The following is a 19322-nucleotide window of genomic DNA, read 5'->3' as shown; positions in this document are numbered from 1 at the left end:
CTTTTGCGATATTTTTATTTATTACTTTTAAAAATACTTAAAATTTTTTCTAAATTTAAATCATTAGTACTTTTAAAAACTAAATCAGCTTTTGAATAGTCTTCTAGAGAATTGTGTGTTAGTGCAATTGTAAAAATATTAGCTGCTTTTAATCCCTCTACTCCTGCTAAGGCATCTTCAAATCCAATGCATTGTTCTGGTTTTAAATTGGCAAGTTTTGCTGCAGCTAAAAAAATATCTGGAGCAGGTTTACCATTTTTAATTGTTGATGGATCTACAATTCCATCAAAGTAACTGTTTAATTTAATTTTTTCTAGTATTTTTTGAGCATTGAAAGAACTAGAAGCAATAATCATTTTTAAATTATGTTTTTTAGCATCATTTAAAAAAGGAACAATTCCTGGTAATATATCTTTTTCTGATAATTGTGAATTTAATAATTCTTTATAGAATTCATTTTTTTTATCTGCTAAAAAAACTATTTTTTGCTCACTAATTTGCTTTTTGTGTAACTTTAAAATTGCTTTTAATGTATCAATTCTAGATAAACCTTTTAGTTTTGAATTTTCTTCTTCTGTAAAATTAATATTTATTTCTTTTACAATTTCTTTTCAAGCTAAAAAATGTAATGTGGCAGTTTCAGTAATTACTCCGTCTAAATCAAAAATTAATCCTTTTATCATGATTGAATTATCCCAAAAGTTTCTACTTTATTTTTAGTTAGTTTATATGGCTGATTATTTACATAAACATCAACCCCATTTCCTTCAATTAGCTGAAGTGTAAATTGATTTTCTAAAACATGAACTAATATTCTATTATTTTCATACAATATTGAATATTCTAACCCTTCTCATTGATCATGCAAAATAGGATTAAAATGTAATTTTTTGTTTAAAAAACGCATTCCACCATATCCAAAAACAATTGATTGTCAAATTGCTGCTAGTGAACCGGCATGAATTCCTTCATTGGAAGAAAACATATTTTGACCTAAATCAATGTTTATTGAATAATCAAATAATTTTTTAGCTATATCCATTTTTCTAAAATCAATTGCTTTAATAGTATAAGTTGTTGCACTTAGTGATGAATCATGTGTAGTAATCGGTTCATAATAATCAAAATTAGCTGCGGCAACTTCTTGGGAAAATAATTCTCCAAAAATAAAGGTTGACAAAACAACATCAGCTTGTTTGACAATTTGAGAAGCTAATCTTTTATGTCCTTCTGTTGTATTAAATAATTTTTTACCAGCATCACCTAAACATTGAAAAGGTTTTACATCAATTAAAGGCAATTTTAAAAATTGATCATTTTCTGCAATTATATTATTTTCATTAGGAAGTTGCTGAACTAATTTTTCAGCAACTTTTTGCATCAAATTAATATCATAATCATAAGGGATTTTTTGATTCACTTTTTCAAGGATTAATTTCCCTTCTGCTGTTGATTTTAATTCTTGAATATAGCCTAGTGCTAACTCTAAATTTCTTTTAGCTACCAAATTAATAAAATTATTGTTGTCTATATTTCCTTTATATTCATTTGGACCCATTACATTAGTAATAACAAAATATTCATCTTTTTTTTCTGCTCTATAAGCTCAGTAAATAGCTGTGTCAATAATTACTTCATAACCGTAATCTTCCATGAATTTTTGATCTTTTGTTACTTGATAATATTGATCAAAAGCAAATGCTACATCACCTGAAACATGAATTTCTTGATTGCGTGATGCAATGGGTACTTGTTTAAAAGTTTTAACATCAGGCTGACCTCAAAAAGGTGTCACTTCCCCACTATCTCCTTGGGCTGATTCTCATGGATATTGTGCTCCTTTTAAATTTGATTCAGCAGCTTTTTTTCTAGCACCTTCAATTCCTTTATAACGATAAATTAACAGATTTTTTGCTACTGATGGATTAGTGAAAAGATAGTTAGGATTAATAAAAAATTCTGTATCTCAATAACAATGTCCTTGATACCCTTCCCCAGAAAGACCCTTAGCTCCAACAGAAGCAAAAGGATTATTCTTTGGTACAAAAGTATTCATATGGAAAATGGCGAACATTAATGCTAATTGTGTATATTTTGCATGGTCTGTTTTGCCATGGATTTTAACATCAAATTCCTGGTAAATATTATTTCAATGTTTTGTGTTATCTTGAGCAAAATCTTCATATGATTGATTTTCTAAAATTTCAATATTTTTTAGAGCTTGAGTTATTATATCTTTTTTTGTTTTTTCTGGCTGGTTTAAATTAGTAAAAACTGACATATTTTTTTCTAATTTAAATTCTTGATTAGTTTCTAATTCAAAACTAATGTCAAATCCTACTTGTCGGCGATGCATTTTAATAACATAATCATCATTTCCACTTTCTAAAAGTTTGTTGTTTAAATAAGCTTTGATCGCCATAGAATGAATTACAAAAATATTTGATTCGTTGGTGGTTTCTTCATATTGCAAAGTATTTTTACTTACATATTTTTTAAAACCTTCATCGAAATGTTGAATTCCTCTGTTAGTTGTTTGACCATTAATCATAGGAGAAATTTTGATTTTTGTTTTATATCCACTTAATTGTTTTAAAGTAATTTTTTGAAAATAAAAATTTTTAAATTCTTGACTGACAAATCTTTGGAAAATAAACTCAAAGCTTTTATTGTTTTTTTGAAATCTAATAGTTCTTTTTAATTCACCAGTTTTTAGATCTAAGCTTTTACTATATTCAAATTCTGGTAATATTTCGAATATTTCTCCATCAATAAGAATTGAAGTTTGCAATAAATCAGCCATGTTAGCTAATTCTGTAGTTTCATTTTTGTCACCTTTATTGAATAAACCTGCAATGAAAAAATCTTCTTTATTATAAATAGATCTTTCTTCATCAACTGCTCTAATTCCTAAAAAACCATTTCCTTGTGCAAAAATTGACTCAGTTTTAGCGGTTTTTAATTTATCATATCCTATTTGTGAAATAATTTTATTATCTAAATCATAAATTAACTTTGCCATTATTTATTTCCCTTATTTTCTTCTATAAAAAATACTTTTGATTCATATGGTCTTAGTGAATAGTTAAATATTTTATTATCATCATATGAATCTAAAATTAATTTTGTGAAATTAAATTTTTTAATATTTAAAATTTCTTTTCCAGAAATATTGATTAAAAATAATAACTTTTTGTTGGCTTTTGTTTTTTGGAAAATGATTAAGTCATTAGCTTTTAAAGACATTTTTTGTGTACCATTAATTCAAATATCTTTGTATTCTGGAGCTTGCCTTAATTTTGTTAGTTGTCTATAAAAATTTAAAATTGAAGTTGGATCATTTTCTTGTTCATTAACAAAATTAGGTTTTTCACTTCTTCCTGTTTTAATTCAAGTTTTAGTTCCTTTATTAAAACCAAAATTTGGTTTATTTTTATCTCATTGCATTGGATATCTTGAATTATCTCTTCCGTTAATTGCTAAATATTTAGTCATTTCGTTTTCTGAATAGACTTGTTTTTGATTAACAAAAATATCATATGCTACTAAGGCATCAACATCACGAAATTCATGACAATTTTGAAAATTAGGATTCAACATTCCAATTTCTTCACCAAAGTAAATTACTTGTGCCCCTTTAGTACCAAACTGTAATAAAGCTAAAGATTTTGCTGATTCTTTTCAAAAAATATTCTCATTACCTCAACGCGATATAGCTCGAGATGTGTCGTGGTTGGTTAAAAAATTAGTTAAAAAATTAGTATCTATTTTTTTATTATTTTGAATTTTAATCATATCTTTATGTGCAAAATCTTGGATTTTTCAGTTTGCATCATAACCATTTCTTCCTGTTGATTTGCTTCATCCTATTCATCATCATGAAAAATTATAAAAACTGGAAGAAATTTTATCTTTGCCTTGTGCATATTGTAAAATTTTGTCATGATTTATTGCTGAGGCTTCACCAACAAATAAAATGTCTTTTTTATCTTTTAAAATTAAATCTAGAAATCTTTGCAAATAAAGTACCATATTTTCACCAAAAGAGTGGATAACTCCTTGGTCAGTGAATTCTTTATTTACATGTTGAATTGCATCTAATCTAAAACAGCGAATTCCTAAGTTATATCAAAAATTAATAATTGATGCCATTGCTTCGATAGTTTTGGGGTGCGATCAATTTAAATCTACTTGTTCTTTTGCAAATAAATGAAAATAATATTTTTTTAAATGTGGTACATATTCTCAAGCACTTCCACCAAAGATAGATTCTGCATTATTAGGTTTATCTGCTCAAATATAATAATTGTGTTCAAGATTATTTTCACTTTCTAAAGCTTTTTTAAATCAAGGATGAGACTTTGAAGTGTGATTTAAAACAATGTCTAACATAATTTCCATGTCACGTTTTTTTGCTTCTTGAACTAAAAGTTCAAAATCTGCTAAAGTTCCAAACTTTTCTCAGATAGCAAAATAATCTAAAACATCATAACCTGCATCTGCAAAATCTGTTTTGTAGATGGGACATAATCAAATAACATCCACATTTAAAGATTTAATATAATCTAATTTTTTAATAATTCCTAATAAATCTCCTGATCCATCATTGTTTGCATCATAAAATGATTTGGGAAATATTTGATAAATAACTTTATCTTTTCATTGTTTTAAATTCATTATTTTTCTCCTTTTTTACTTAAAATTCATGAGCAGTGAGGCTCAATATTTTTAGTTATTTTTCTAATATTTGCTTTTGAACTGAAAATTAATTCATAATTTTGCAAATTGATGTCTTTTGCAAGATCAATTTTTTGATTTAAAAAATTATGGATTACAATAATTTCTTTTTGGGGATTTGCTTGATCATAAATTCTAAAAATTGTGAAGCCATAAATTACTTTTATAAAATGGATATTATCAATAATTTCTTGGGAGGTTTTAAACTGAAAATAATTAGTGTTTTTGTAAAAATGTAAGATTTCCTTAAAAAAATTAAAAATAGCTTTTTTTACATTTATGTTTTTTAAATTAGATCATTTTAAACCATTCACATAATCTGTTGTTTTATAAGAATTTTCATTAAAACCATTGTCAAAAGGTTCTAAATTAAAAAAATCATTTATGGGGTTTATTTTTAAAATTCTGCCTGATTCTGCACCTGTTGCATCATTTGGTTTAGATTGCAAAAATTCTGTACCAGCTAAAAATAATTGTTTGCCCTGTGTTGTTAATTGCAGCATCAAGGCTTGACGATACTGATCAATTTTTGTTATTAAGTTTGCATCAGAGGACACATTAATTTTGTCTCATAATGTAAAACCATCATGGCAAGCTGAATATTGTAAATTCATTAAAGGTGAAACTGCAAAGTTATCATATTTATTTTGAGAATAAAATGAATTAATGAATGGATAATTTTTAATATTACCTACAATACCATTAATATATGAATTAAAATAATTTAAATTACCATTCACTAATCCAGTATCTAAATTTTGAAATAAATCTTTACCTTTAATCGCATTTCTTGTAGAATCATTAAAATAAGCAAAACCATATTTGTTGGTGTTAACTCCCTTAATTCAAGTATTATTAAAATCTAAATCACTTCAAGGTCATGCTTCGCCATGAAGCAAAATAGATTTTTTTATTTTTTGCAATCTTTTGACTATTTTGGTTAAAGTGATTTTATCAATAAAGCATGATAGATCAAATCTAAAACCATCTATATCAAATTCTTTTACAAAATAAATTAGTGAATCTAAAATTAATTTTTGGACCATTTTTCTTTCAGAAGCTAATGCTGGTTGATCTACTGGTCAAACTTGAGAAAAGTCTCTAAAATAGTAATCTGATAAAACATCATTTAAAATATCATTTTTAAAAAGATGATTGTAAACTACATCCATTACAATTTTGATATTGTGTTTGTGTGCTTCATTAACAAACATTTTAAATTCATTTATTCTGCTGTAAGGATCATGGGGATTGGAAGAAAATCAACCATTGATTGTAAAATAATTATGAGGATCATAACCCCAGTTATAGTTAGTAGTTAATCCATTTCCTTGAGATTTATTTAAAATATTTAAATTTGTTTCATCAATTGTATAAGTAGCATTAATAGGCAAAATTTGTAAATGACTAATACCTAAATTTTTTAAGTAAGGAAAAAGACCTGCTTCCATCGCTGCTAAAAAAGTGCCTTTTCTTGTTTTAAGATTTGCTTCTCATAAAGAAGTAAAATCTCTAATATGTAATTCATAAATTACGGGGTTATTTATTAAAGTTTCATTAAGGTTGTTTCTATATTCTATTTTATGAGTGGCATTTAAATTAACAATAGCTCCTTTTGCTTGAGATTTGACTTCTAATCAATTAAAAGCTGCCATAGATTTAGCATAAGGATCTAAAACTTCTTTTTGAGTTTTGTTAGGATGAGTTATTAAATATGTATAAAAATATTTTTCATATTTTAAATCTATTTTTGTAGTTCAAACATTTTGTTTTTTGATACATGTTTTTTTAAAAACTAATAACTGGGGATTTGCTTGATCATAAACTAAAAGTGAAACTTCCAAAGCTTCAGGTTGTCATAAAGAAAATTTAATAAATTTTTTGAAAAAATAAACACCTAATTTAGCTTTAACATTAGCTAAGTTAGCATCTATTTTTGTTATTCTTTCTATATTATTATTAGCCATTTTGTATCCTTAAATATAAAAAAAAAAAAAAATACTTTTCTTGTTATATTTTGATACAAAAAAAATTTTTATTAAGATTTTTCTTGGCTAATCAAGCAACAAAATTAAAATAGTGAAAATTCCTGTTTACTGAATTTGAAATGCTCCGGTTTTATTTTATATTTTGCAGCTATAATAATTCCTTCTTCATCATAACCATACATGTAAATTACCACAATTTTTTTATATTCTCATAAATTATTATCTTCATATTGTAAATGATAAACGACATTATTTAATACTAAGATTTTACCTACTAAATATTCAATAATATTTTGTTCAAATTCGATATTTGTAGATTGATTATACTTTTTAGAAATGAAATAATCAGCTTCCATGATCATTTCTAAATCATTAAAGTATTGTTTTGTAAATGCATTAAATCCATAATCAAACTTGATTTCATAATCTTTAAATCAAGTATTTTCATAATTAGATTTATTTAAAATATTTGTTTTATTATATTTTATAGAACCTGAAATGGGTTTTATTAAATTATGATAATTTCTTGCAACAAAATAACCTTTTTTAGGTTTCGTATAAACTGCGCCTAAACTTTTTAATTTATTATAAACTTGCACAACAGTAAGACGTGAACAATAAAATTTTTCCATTAAAAAGTGCTCTGATGGTAGTTGTTGATCTATATCTACTTTTTTATTATCCATTATTTCTTTTAAATACAACATAATTCGTTGTGTTAAGTTTAAATTCTCATTTTTCATATGTCTAATTTTATCAATTTATAAAAATAATCAATTAATTATAAAAGATAAAAGCATAAAAAAAATTCTTCTTAATTAGAAAAAAGAAGAATTTAAAAATAAATTTGAATGATTATTTATCAGTTGCACTATTTTTTAATCTGTTTCACTCAGCAGTTAATTTGGTTTTTTCTTCAGTTGGATTAGCAAAACCAGAATTAACAGCTGATACTAAAACTTGGTTTTGATTATTAAACCCTTGTACAAAGTAATTATCTACCGATTCAATAATATCACTATCTAAATATTGAGATTGTGATTTTGAAAGTGGATCATTAATTTCTAAACTTACACCTGAAACTTGACCATAAGGTGTACTTAATTGCATTTCATTTGCTGCATATTCTGCACCTGATTTTGTTTGGTATAAAAATTGTAAAAATAATTGGGCTGTTTTTAATTTAGCTGGATCGTTTGCTAAAGTTGTAGCACCTCATCTTTGAGATACTGTTTTAACAATTTTAGAAGTTTTTGAAGTTGCATCAAATACTGGAAGAGGTAAAAATCCTACATTTGCATTTGGATTAGCTTGCTTAATTTGTGGCGTAGCTCATGTACCATTTTGACTCATGGCATATTCTCTACCAAAAGCTACTTGTTGCATCGCAATATCTACTGTATTAGTGTTTCTATTATAAGTTTCATTTTGACCATAAATTTCTAATCCGTCTTTCATTCCTTGCATTACACTATCTGTTAAAACTTTTTCAGCATCTTGTAATTCTGTCAAGTTAGAAGGTTTTAGACCGGTTTGTGCTGTAACTACTGCACCTAATAAATGATTAGTTAAAGGTCAAATATTTCCGCTTGTAGCTTTTGAAGTTGTATAAAAAGGTTTTAGACCAGCATTTTTTACTTGACTGATGATTGCTTTTCAACCTTCTAAATTTAAATCATCGGTAAATACATATAATGTTTCACCAACTTTTATAGTTCCGTTGTAGTTTTGTGGTTTATCAGCTGGTAATTCAGCAGGCTTTGTTTGTGTTGTTTCAAAAGGTTGACCTTCAAAAACTGTAATTTTAGCTTTTTGGAAAGCATCTCTATTATAAATTACACCATATGATTCAATTGTTTGAGCCATATATCTTTTATTCCCTACTACATATTGACCAATTGTTGAAGTTTCATTGGCAAGCATTTTAGATGAAGGAGTATCAATTAAAATATTATCTTGATCTTGGAAACCTGCAAGTGATCCGCCGCTTAGAAGCAGAACATTACCTACTCCATTGGCAAATTTTGTTGCTAAAAACTGTCCATAATCAGTTGATCCGCCAATTTGGGTATATGATAATTTTGTACCATAAAATTTATTGAAAGCATCAATTAAATCTTTAGATTGCTGACTAATTTCTTGTTTATTAGAAATAATTTCCATTGCTTCTGTTGAATAACCAGCTAATGATGTTTTTAAATTGATTGCTAATTGATCTTTAGACATAGCTTCAAATAATTTTGAGTTTGTTTCCGAAGCAGCAGTTGATGCACAAGCTGCTAAAAATACTACAGGAGTTGTTGCTAAAGTTAATGCACTTAATCATTTAAATTTATTATTTTTCATTTTTATCTTCCTTTTTAAATATTTGATTTTTTAGTTTTTTTATTAATGAATATTTTTTCTTATTTTTCGATTTTTCTAAAATTTCTCTTCTAATTTGAATTTTTTCCTCTGAAATAATTCAGTTTTTTAATGCACTAATTGTTTCTAAGTTAAATTTTGAAGTTAATGCAATTGATGTTTCTTGATCAAATAAATGAACTCTTGAATGAATTGGTGAAATTTCTTGTATACTTCCAACTTCATAATTTTCATATGAATTAGTAATAAAAATAATTTCTTCTAAAAATTCTTCCTTTACTTTTATTAAAGCTTTGTATTGAATTTCATTACCTAATAATTCTTTATGAGTTATTTTTACTTTGATAGCTTTATAAACTTCTTTAAAATTTTCATCAACTGCAAAGTCAGTTGGTCTAATTCCTAAAATAACTTTTTGTCCATCATAAGTGTTTTGAATTTTATCTGGATAATCTAGATGAATTACTAATCCTTTATCTGATACAAAAGTTTTATTTTTAACTTGTCCTGAAATAAAATTCATTGAAGGAGTTCCTACAAAACCTGCTACAAAAATACATGAAGGATTTTTGTAAACATCACTAGGTGTTCCAGTTTGTAAAACGAATCCATCAGCCATAACAACGATTTTATCGGCCATTGTCATTGCTTCAATTTGATCATGAGTTACATAAACTGTCCCTGCATTAATTTTTTCATGCAAACTACGGATTTCAGTACGCATTGTTGCTCTTAGTTTAGCATCTAAGTTAGATAGTGGTTCATCCATTAAAAATAAGGTGGGATTTCCTACAATTGATCTACCCAAAGCAACTCTTTGACGTTGACCACCTGAAAGAGCACCTGGTTTTTGATTTAGATAATATTCCAAACCTAAAACTTTAGAAACTAATTCAACTTTTTGATCAATAATTTGTTTGTAATTATCATTCTTAGCAAGTTGAATTCTTTGTTTTTCTAATACTTCAATTTCTTGCTTAATTTTTTCATTCTCTAAAATGATTGGTTTTTGCAAATCTTTTTTTGCTTCATAATATTGAACTTTATTTTTGGAAATTTCAATAATATTTTCCAACATATTTTTTTGAATTTTTAATTTCTTGAATTTCCTTTTTCATGTAGAAGTATTAGTTTGAGTTTTTAAAAGTTGTTCTAACTGTTGTTCCAATTTAGTTAGATGCTTTTCAAAAGCAATAATTTTTGTTTTACTTTTTTCAAGATTTTTAATGCTATTCAAAAGATTTAAATTTGCTTTTAAATTATTTTTTAAAAAAAGAATTTGTTTAAAAATTTTGCCACCTTGGCCTAATTTTTTCTTATTAGATTTTAATCCAAATGAAATATTTTGTTTAACTGTTAGATGTGGAAAAAGAGCATAATTTTGAAAAACCATTGTTAAATTTCTACTTGCTGGCTCTAAGTTGGTAACATTTACATTATTTAAAATAACTTCACCACTTGTAACATCTTCTAAACCGGCAATCATTCTTAATGTAGTAGATTTTCCACAACCTGAAGGACCTAAAAGTGCTAAAAATTCACCTTTTTTAATTTTTATATTAGTACCAAAAATGGCTTGAAAACCATTATCATAAACTTTATCAATATTTCTTAATTCTAAGACATTATTATCTTCAGTTTGATCTTTTGATTCTGCTAATAATTTTTGATAATTTTTTTCTAGAAAAGAAGGTAGTATTTTGTTTTTATTAGATATTTTCATTATTTAATTGCTCCTTTTGTTAATCCAGCTACAATGTTTCTTTGAGCAAAAATAAAGAATATTACTACAGGGATAATCAAAATTGTTAATCCAGCCATTAATGATTTAAAATCAGTTCCATATGTTCCAACTAAGCTAGTAAATAGTTTGACAACAGTAGTTGTGGGCATATTAGGATTATTTTGATAAATCAAGTAAGGTAATAAAAAGTCATTTCAAATTCACATTGTATTTAAAATTACAATTGTAGTAATAATAGGTTTTAATAAAGGAATAATTACTTTAAAATAAATTCTTAAAGGGTTATATCCTTCTACTTTAGAAGCTTCTTCTAAAGATACAGGAATTGTATTTAAAAAACCGTGCATCATAAAAATTGATAAACTCATTCCAAAACCTGTGTACATAAAAATTAAACCAGGAATATTCATAAAATGTAATTTACCCATAATAGAAACAAGTGGTAACATAATCGCTTGAAAAGGAACAATCATAACAATTAAAAACAAATAAAAAATTATTTTTGAATATCATTTCTTATTTCTTGCTAATTGTCATGCAGCTAGTGAACTAAAGAGAATGATGAAAAAGTTCGCTAAAACAGTAATTAATAAAGTAATTCAAAAAGACTCCCAAAAATTTAAAGCAACATAAGCATTGCTATAATTTTGACTTGCTCCTTGACCTATCTTGGCTAATTTTAAAACATTTTCAAAAATAAAATCGCTAGTAGATTTTAGAGAACTATTAATCATTAAAAAAAATGGGAAAATTCAGATAACTGCAATTGCTACTAAAAAAGTAAAAAAAGTAATTTTTAGAGCTACTAAAGTGGGCGATTTTTTTTCTTTTTCCAAAATAAATTTTTTTTCAAATAATTTCATTATTGCTGCACCTCGAATTTTTTGGAAATATAAACCTGACTAATAGCAATTGCTGATACTAATAAAGTAAAAATAAATGATTTAGACTGAGCAATTCCATAAGTTCCTAAATAGGCAGGATTAAAGGCTGTACTATAAATATCGAATGATAAAAGTCCTGTATTATTAGTTCCATCTGTTAAAGCTAAATTTTGGTCAAACATTTTAAATGAACCACTTAATACTAAAAATACAGACACAGTAATAGCAGGCATCACCGCTGGTAATGTTACATTTTTAAAAATTCTAAATCTATTTGCTCCTTCAATTTTGGATGCTTCTGATAGATTTTTATCTACACTTTGTAAAGCAGCTAAATAAATAATCATGACATAACCTGACATTTGTCAAGCAAAAACAATTGCCATTGCAAACATTCCCCCCATTTGTGATTTTAGTCTTAAGGATTCACCACCAAAAATTTCAATAAAGACACGATCAAAAATTAATTGTCATAAGTAACCTAGAATTAGACCACCTATCAAATTGGGGATAAAAAAAACACTTCTGAAAAGATTTTTTCCATAAAAAGCTTTATTTAACATTAAAGCAATTGTAAAACCTATTAAATTTACTAAAATTAAACAAACAATTGAAAAAACAAAAGTAAATCAAATTGAAGTGCCAAAGACACCATCTTGAAATGCTTTATGATAATTGGCAAATCCTACTCAACCGTTATCATATAATTCTTTTCCTTTTTGTCAATCAGTAAAAGACAAAATAATACCCATAACTGTTGGAATTAGCATTACAATTGAAAAGACAGTCAAAGAAGGTGCTACTAAAGAAAAAAATCATCTTTTTTTGTACATAAAATCCTCTTCTCAATTTTGACTAATAAAATTATATATTTATTAAACTCATAGTTTTCAATTAACTTGATTAATCAAGTCTATTAAATAAATCATTTATACAGGTTTTTTGTGCCAAAAAAATAATAAAACCAACAATTTTAGTTGTTGGTTTTATTATTTTAATTAAAACATTCCATTAAATGATCCTGGATTAAAACCAGTGCCACCTTTTTTAAAAAGTTGGCCAAATTGTTGCATTTGTTTTGACATTTTTTCAAATTCATTAATTAAAGTATTGTATTCTTGATTGCTTCTTCCAGATCCTTTAATTATTCTATCTTTCCGTGCGGCATTTTTTAATAATTTAGGATTTTTTCTTTCTTTTTGAGTCATTGAAGAAAGTAAAATTTCAAATAATTTAATCTTTTGTTCAGCAGCATCGATTTTAGATTGATCGATAGCTTTTGTTGCAAGGCCGGGTACCATTTTTAATAATTTAGACATTTTGCCTAATTTACGCATTTGTTTTAATGATTCTAAAAGATCATCTAAATCAAATTGACCTGATAACATTCGATTAGTGATTTTTTTGGTTTTTTCCTTATCAATTACTTGATCAGCTTGTTCAATCAAAGATAATACATCACCCATACCCAAAATACGATCAGCCATTCTGTTTGGATGAAATAAATCCAAGTTAGAACTTTTTTCACCTGTACCGATAAATTTAATAGGTACATTTAATAATTGTCTTAAAGAAAGAGCAGCTCCACCACGAGCATCGGAATCTAGTTTAGTAATCACTAAACTAGAAAGTGTTAATTTATTATGAAATTCTTCTGCGACATTAATAATATCTTGCCCAACTAAGGCATCGGTTACAAAGATAATTTCTTGAGGTTTTGCAATCTTTTTAATTTTTACTAACTCTTCCATTAGTTCAGCATTGATACTAATACGTCCAGCTGTATCAATAATAATTAAATCATAATTGTTAGCTTTTGCATATTCTATTCCACGAGCAACAATATCTTCTGGTTTATTTTCATGATGTTCACTATAAACTTCAACATTGATATTTTTAGCTAAAATCTTTAATTGTTCAATAGCAGCCGGGCGATAAGTATCAGCTGCAATTAATAATGGTTTTTGAGTTTGTTTTTTTGTTAAAAAATAATTAGCAATTTTAGCAGCAGAAGTAGTTTTTCCCGTTCCTTGTAAACCAACCATCATAAAAATATTTTGGCCAGAATTTAAAGTCACTTCTTGTGTTTTACCACCAAGAATATTTTTTAATTCTTGGTGTACAATTTTAATCATTTGTTGTTCGGGGTTTAGTTTGCCGACAATTTCGCTTCCAACAACTTGTTCTTTAATATTTTTTATAAAACTTTTTACTACATTTAAATTAACATCGGCTTCTAATAAAGCTAAACGAATTTCGCGAGTTACTACAACAATATCTTCCTCTGTAAGAACTGTTTTTTTACTCATTGAATTCATTGCTTTTTGTAGCCGTTTACCTAAAAAATCTAACATGTATAAAATTATAACATTTTAAAAAATTATTCTTTTTTTGAAATGTTATTTAAATAAATAGATAATTTTAAAACAAATCATTTCTTTGTTTTTTATAGCTTTTTAGTGGTTAAAAATCTTTACATTAAAAAGGGTTTTAATTTATAATTAAATCTAATAAAAAAATGACAAAGGAGTTTAGTATGTGAGATAAAAAACAATATGATGATTTGTTTTTAGCTTTAAAAGAATACATGGAAATTGAAGCTATGTCTCGTTATGAAGATGCCGTAGTTAATGCACTTAAAAAAAATACAGCACAAGCTAATGTTGAATATGCACGAGATGGATTAGGATCACTGATTATGACTAAAAAAGGTCATAATCAAGGGCCAAAAATTATGCTAGCTGCTCACATGGATGAAGTTGGTTTTATGGTGCTTGATGTTTTAGATAACGGTCAACTGAGAGTACAATCTGTGGGTGGGATTTGACCTAATGTTGTTGTAGGAACACAAGCCAAATTAATTGCTTCAACAGGCAAAGAATATGCAGGAATTTTTGGTCACACTTCAATTCATATTCTTGAAAAAGAAAAAGTTACAGCAGCAGTTCCGATGAAAGAATTATTCGTTGACTGTGGATTTAAAGATAAAAAAGAAGCTGAATCACTAGGTGTAGAGCCAGGTGATAGAATTTATTTTACTGGTGAAACTATTAGACTTTATAACCCTGAATTAGTCGGTGGAAAAGCTATGGATAACAGAGCTGGAGTTACTATTATTTCAGAAATAATAAAAAGACTAACAAATGAAAAACTACCAAACCAAACCTACTTTGTAGGAACAGTTCAAGAGGAGGTAGGATTACGTGGCGCTAAAACAGCAGTTTCACTAATCGAACCAGATGTTGCCTTTGCAATTGATACAGGTGCATCTCATGATACTCACGGAGCAATTAGTGGAGTTCCTACATTAGGTAAAGGTGTAGCTATTAATGTAGCAGATGGTGGTACATTAATGGATCCTAAACTTGTAGAATATCTGATATCTTTAGCTAAAAAACATAATATTGCTATTTATAAATATGTAGCTCAAGGTGGAGGCACTGATGCCGAAGAGCTTCAATATGGTAAAGGTGGTGTACCTACAATTGGTATTTCAATTCCCCAAAGATATCTTCACTCACCAATTGGTGTTGCATCTTTAAAAGATATTCAAGCTATCATTGATTTAATGGTTGAATTCTTAAAAGTATTTGATCAAACTACTTTAGATAAAATTAAATATCAATAAAATCAAAAAAAATAAAACGTCATTAAAGTGACGTTTTTTAATATAAAAAACTTAATCCTTAGAAAGATTAAGTTTTTAAATTAAGCTTTAGGATTAGTTGCAGAAGGTGTGTCTGCTTCGGGGTTAGCTAATTTACCGTATTTATTAACTATTTCTTCTACCATTTTTTTGATTGATGTAGTTTTATTATCTTCATCATGACCAGAATCTGAAAGGAAATAATCTAATTTTATTTCTCCATTAGTTCCAGTACCTAAAACACTTTGTTCTTTAATAAATGAATTATTTCCTGTTTGGGTAGTAAAGAAAGGTTGATGAGCTCCTCTAATGTATAGTTTCTGTCCTTTTTTGAAGCTATCATTAGAGTTACTTTCATTTATTAAATTTGAAAGTTTAGTAACTAAATCATCATAATCAGTTGAATCACCATTTTGTTTTTTGATGATTGCTTCTTTAAAATTAATAATTAATTTTTCATATGTCTGATTAAAAAGAATAAAACCACGATACTCTAATATATTAGATCATTCACTATATTTTCCGATTGGACTTCCAAAACTAGCCATCTCATTTCTATCACCAGGGAATTTATAAGTAAATGTTAAATCTTTTGTATTTTGCACAGTTCTTAAAACATCTACTTCTTTTTTAAAGCTGATTTCACTTAAAGAAGATTTTTCTGTTTTATTATGATTTTCATAACTACCTAAAACAGTATCTTTTGGTTTTAAAGTTAGAGAAACACTAACTTTTTCATCATTAATTTTAGTTAATTCATTAACTTCTCAATCATAAATATAAGGTACATCCACAAGAAAATGGTTGTTAATAAAAGCATTTTTTTGTTCTTGTGTTTTTAATAATTTAAATTCTGCTTCCAAAATTAAAGGTGTAGAAAGCGAATCTAGTCTTCTTTCAATTTTTACATCATTTGCAGTTGCAGCTGTAGGTTTTTTAAATCCAGGTATATAAGTTCAATAAGTGAATTGTTCAGCGTTATCAGTATTATTTTTAACACTTACTTTGTAATATAATCTTCCTTCAACATCATTGGCAAAAATATTTTTTTCATTATCTAATGGAGTAGCAAGTTCAAATTTAAAACTAGAACTTGTTGCTGATGATAAATTAAAATATCCTTTTAATTTATCGATTGAGTTAACTTGTGAAGCATAAATATCTGATTGTTTACTTGCTAGTTTATTTTTTATGAATCTATTATTCATATCAAAACCATGTTCTTTAATCTTATATAACTTGTATAAAAGAGCTTTACCTAGTCCTTCTAAGCTGCTAATTTTTCATGATTGATTAATGAAATCCGATGATTTAGGGGTTGCACTTAGATCTGATTGGGGACCTAATCCTCCTAAAAATGTATAATAAATTCCACCATAGAAATCATTACTACTTACTCTAGCTGGTTCAGTTGAATCAGTAGCATAAGGTAAAACTTTATATTTACTTGTGATATTATCGCCAACGTTAAATCAGTAAGCATATGAAAACTGATCAGCCATTTCTTTTTGTTTTGCTTCAGTTCCTTTAAAAGCTAAAAATTGATAAATTTCCAATCATTCTTGCCTTGTTTTTGCTGGTGCACCAAAAAGATATGCAAGATCAACTGTTTTACCTGTTTGTATTCCGGCGACAGTTGTAGCTTGATTTGTTCCATTCATTCCACCATAAGTGTATGCAGTATCTCCTCATTTAGTTCCAGATGGAGCTCTACCAGCATTTCATGAAGTTGCTTTTTTGACATCTAAATCTTGATGTCAATCAAAAAGATTGGCATCTTTAAAATTTTGTTTGACTGATGAAATACTATAAATTGAATCATTAAAATAGAAAGTGTTTTCTCCACCTTGAGAAACATTTTCTGTTTTATTTGGCTCCACAATTCTAAATTCATAAATATTATTCAGTTTAATTTCTTTTAAATCTTTAATCGGAAGAGAAAATTGATATTTTTCATTATTTACTGAAGTTTTGTCAATAGTAAAATCTTTTGAATTAGTTTCATTTCAATCTTCATCTCTGTTTTTTCATTGGAATTTTAGCGGTTTATCTAAATAAGTATCTTTTAATCCAGCTAAAGTAAATTTTGCTTCTGGATTTTTAACTGTTGCTTCTATATTTTCTATATAAACAAAATCTTCTGTTTTAAAATTAAGCGTTGCAAAGGCATCACTCGGTGAATTTAAATCTGCTTTTGAAGGAAAGACACTTACTACATATTCTTTTGAAGCTAAAAGATTTGAAATAGTTTGTTCAAAATCATTTTGATTTTCTTCTAAATTAATGGTTGAAACTTTTCTAGTTTTTGGATCTGTTGAGTCTTTAATATCTCATACAAGACTGATTTCACCAGAAACTACATTACTAATATCAGAAACATTAATTTTAAATTGTGATTTTAATAATTCAGTTTGGTTCGCAAAAATCTTAAAAGGTTGGGGAATTTCAAAGCTAATTCCTTGTGCTAAATAAGGAGCCTCAAAATTTACATCTAACTTATTAAATAATTGAACAATGTATTTGCCAGCTGTTAAATTATTAAATTTAGCTTCTTTATTATTTAATGAAACTTTACCACTTTGATTTTGAGATCAATTAATGTTATCTTTATTGACAGGTTCAGAGATGGCAACTGCAACTAAATCTCTTTCTTTTGCCTCATTTGTAGCAGATGCAATTTTATTAAATTTAATTTCTGCAGTTGAAGCAGATTTTCAAACATTAAGGGTTAAATCATTACTAAATCTTGATCGAATTACTGAAAAAACATTATCATTTAGATCGCTTTTGACCGGTTCAACAGTTGGTTGGGCTATTGTTGTGAAATTTTTAGTAGCTTCACTAACAATTTTGCTGTCTTTTCCGTTTTCTGTTTTAACTAATATATAAGTGTATTCTGTAACCGGTTTTAATCCTTTTAAAACAAAAGGAACATCTGGAGTATTTTGAAATTCTATTTTTTGTTCTTTAACATCTCTAGAATTTCCGTTTGTTTCTCAATAACGAACAGAGAAAACTGTATTTGTATCCTTAACTATTGAGTAATCTTCTACTCCACCTAAAAATCCTAATGCTCCGGTTGCAAATGTGTGATCTTCCATAATTATAGCGTCTGGATTCCCACCCTTAGTCCAAACAATAACTGGATCAGAAATGAATGAACTTTGTCCTTCGATTTCTAAATAGATAACATAAGCAGTTCCTTTTTGTAGACCTTCTAAATTTGCTGAAACAACATATTCTTCTGAACCGTTTTCCTTAGCATCTAAACCTACAATCCCTTTGGCACTTTGATAAAAACTATCAACTGAATTAGAAGATGAAGAATATTTTTTATAACGAATATTAATATTAGATTTTAAAAATTGTTCATTTAATTTTGAAGATTTAACATAAATACTTTCATCAGATGTAGAAGCATGTAATTTAGGTTTATTATAAGTAGAAAAAACGATTGCATCCGTTTTTGTATTATTATTAAAATTTATAGGTTGATCATTTGATAAAACTTTTAATGAATATGTTGTATTTAATTTTAAGTCACCAATCAAAAGGCTCATAGATTCTTTAGAAACAAATAAATTAATTTTTTGTGATGGTAAGCTAGAATTTGATGAAGTTTTTTGTACTTCAGTTACAGGAGAATATTCTAAAGTTAAATTTCTATTTAAAAAATTATCTAAGTCATTTAGTTCTATTTTTACTTCTGTAGGTGAAATATTAACAATAGATACATCAATTTTATTAATATCGGAAAACTGACTTGAACTATTTAATGTCTTTTGATTATTTCTTAAAATTAAAGGAACTGCAACTGCTGTTGAAATTGTTAAGACACCTCAAGCAGCAAAGAAAATTCCTATTAATTTTTTATTTTTAACATTCATAATGAACCTCATTTATATTTCTGGTTTGTGATTAGAGATAGTTTTAATTTGTAGCTAAAAAAGTTAAAACAA

12 protein-coding genes are annotated in these 19322 nt (G+C 26.9%); 1 reads left to right on the top strand and 11 read right to left on the bottom strand.

What is annotated here, in order from left to right:
- Nucleotides 1-14 precede the first annotated feature (14 nt).
- The 10 genes from pgmB to ffh form a co-directional block, all read right to left on the bottom strand.
- Entirely contained in the window at nt 15-683 is a 669-nt protein-coding gene (gene pgmB, locus NV226_RS01215) for a beta-phosphoglucomutase (protein ID WP_258211083.1), read from the bottom strand.
- Nucleotides 677-3022 (bottom strand): glycosyl hydrolase family 65 domain-containing protein, encoded by a 2346-nt coding sequence (locus NV226_RS01210; protein ID WP_258211082.1) that lies wholly within the window; start codon nt 3020-3022, stop codon nt 677-679. The genes pgmB and NV226_RS01210 overlap by 7 nt, the downstream gene beginning before the upstream one ends.
- Nucleotides 3022-4677, bottom strand: coding sequence for an alpha-amylase family glycosyl hydrolase (locus NV226_RS01205; protein ID WP_258211081.1), 1656 nt, complete (start codon nt 4675-4677; stop codon nt 3022-3024). Before NV226_RS01205 ends, NV226_RS01210 begins: the two co-directional genes overlap by 1 nt.
- Entirely contained in the window at nt 4677-6704 is a 2028-nt protein-coding gene (locus tag NV226_RS01200) for an alpha-amylase family glycosyl hydrolase (RefSeq protein ID WP_258211080.1), read from the bottom strand. The genes NV226_RS01205 and NV226_RS01200 overlap by 1 nt, the downstream gene beginning before the upstream one ends.
- Nucleotides 6705-6808: 104 nt before the next feature.
- Nucleotides 6809-7468, bottom strand: coding sequence for a GntR family transcriptional regulator (locus tag NV226_RS01195; RefSeq protein WP_258211079.1), 660 nt, complete (start codon nt 7466-7468; stop codon nt 6809-6811).
- A 112-nt stretch (nt 7469-7580) separates the two neighbouring features.
- On the bottom strand, nt 7581-9071 hold the full coding sequence (locus NV226_RS01190; RefSeq protein ID WP_258211078.1) for an extracellular solute-binding protein: 1491 nt from the start codon (nt 9069-9071) through the stop codon (nt 7581-7583).
- A complete protein-coding gene (locus NV226_RS01185) occupies nt 9061-10812 on the bottom strand; it encodes an ABC transporter ATP-binding protein (RefSeq protein ID WP_258211077.1) in 1752 nt (583 codons plus the stop codon). Before NV226_RS01185 ends, NV226_RS01190 begins: the two co-directional genes overlap by 11 nt.
- Nucleotides 10812-11696 (bottom strand): carbohydrate ABC transporter permease, encoded by an 885-nt coding sequence (locus NV226_RS01180; protein WP_258211076.1) that lies wholly within the window; start codon nt 11694-11696, stop codon nt 10812-10814. The genes NV226_RS01185 and NV226_RS01180 overlap by 1 nt, the downstream gene beginning before the upstream one ends.
- Entirely contained in the window at nt 11696-12550 is an 855-nt protein-coding gene (locus NV226_RS01175) for a carbohydrate ABC transporter permease (RefSeq protein ID WP_258211075.1), read from the bottom strand. Before NV226_RS01175 ends, NV226_RS01180 begins: the two co-directional genes overlap by 1 nt.
- A gap of 165 nt (nt 12551-12715) precedes the next feature.
- Nucleotides 12716-14071, bottom strand: coding sequence for a signal recognition particle protein (gene ffh / locus NV226_RS01170; RefSeq protein WP_258211074.1), 1356 nt, complete (start codon nt 14069-14071; stop codon nt 12716-12718).
- 182 nt (nt 14072-14253) lie between these two features.
- Here ffh and NV226_RS01165 point away from each other — a divergent pair, with 182 nt between their 5' ends.
- A complete protein-coding gene (locus NV226_RS01165; protein WP_258211073.1) occupies nt 14254-15345 on the top strand; it encodes a M42 family metallopeptidase in 1092 nt (363 codons plus the stop codon).
- 80 nt (nt 15346-15425) lie between these two features.
- On the opposite strand, the gene NV226_RS01160 is transcribed toward NV226_RS01165, so the two are convergent.
- Complete coding sequence (locus NV226_RS01160; RefSeq protein ID WP_258211072.1) at nt 15426-19250, bottom strand: hypothetical protein; 3825 nt, start codon at nt 19248-19250, stop codon at nt 15426-15428.
- Nucleotides 19251-19322: the final 72 nt, after the last annotated feature.

The organism is Mycoplasma iguanae, assembly GCF_024722375.1.
Taxonomy (GTDB): domain Bacteria; phylum Bacillota_I; class Bacilli_A; order Mycoplasmatales; family Metamycoplasmataceae; genus Mycoplasma_M; species Mycoplasma_M iguanae.
The sequence above is the reverse complement of the archived record's forward strand: the minus strand, read 5'-3'. Positions and strand labels throughout refer to the sequence as shown.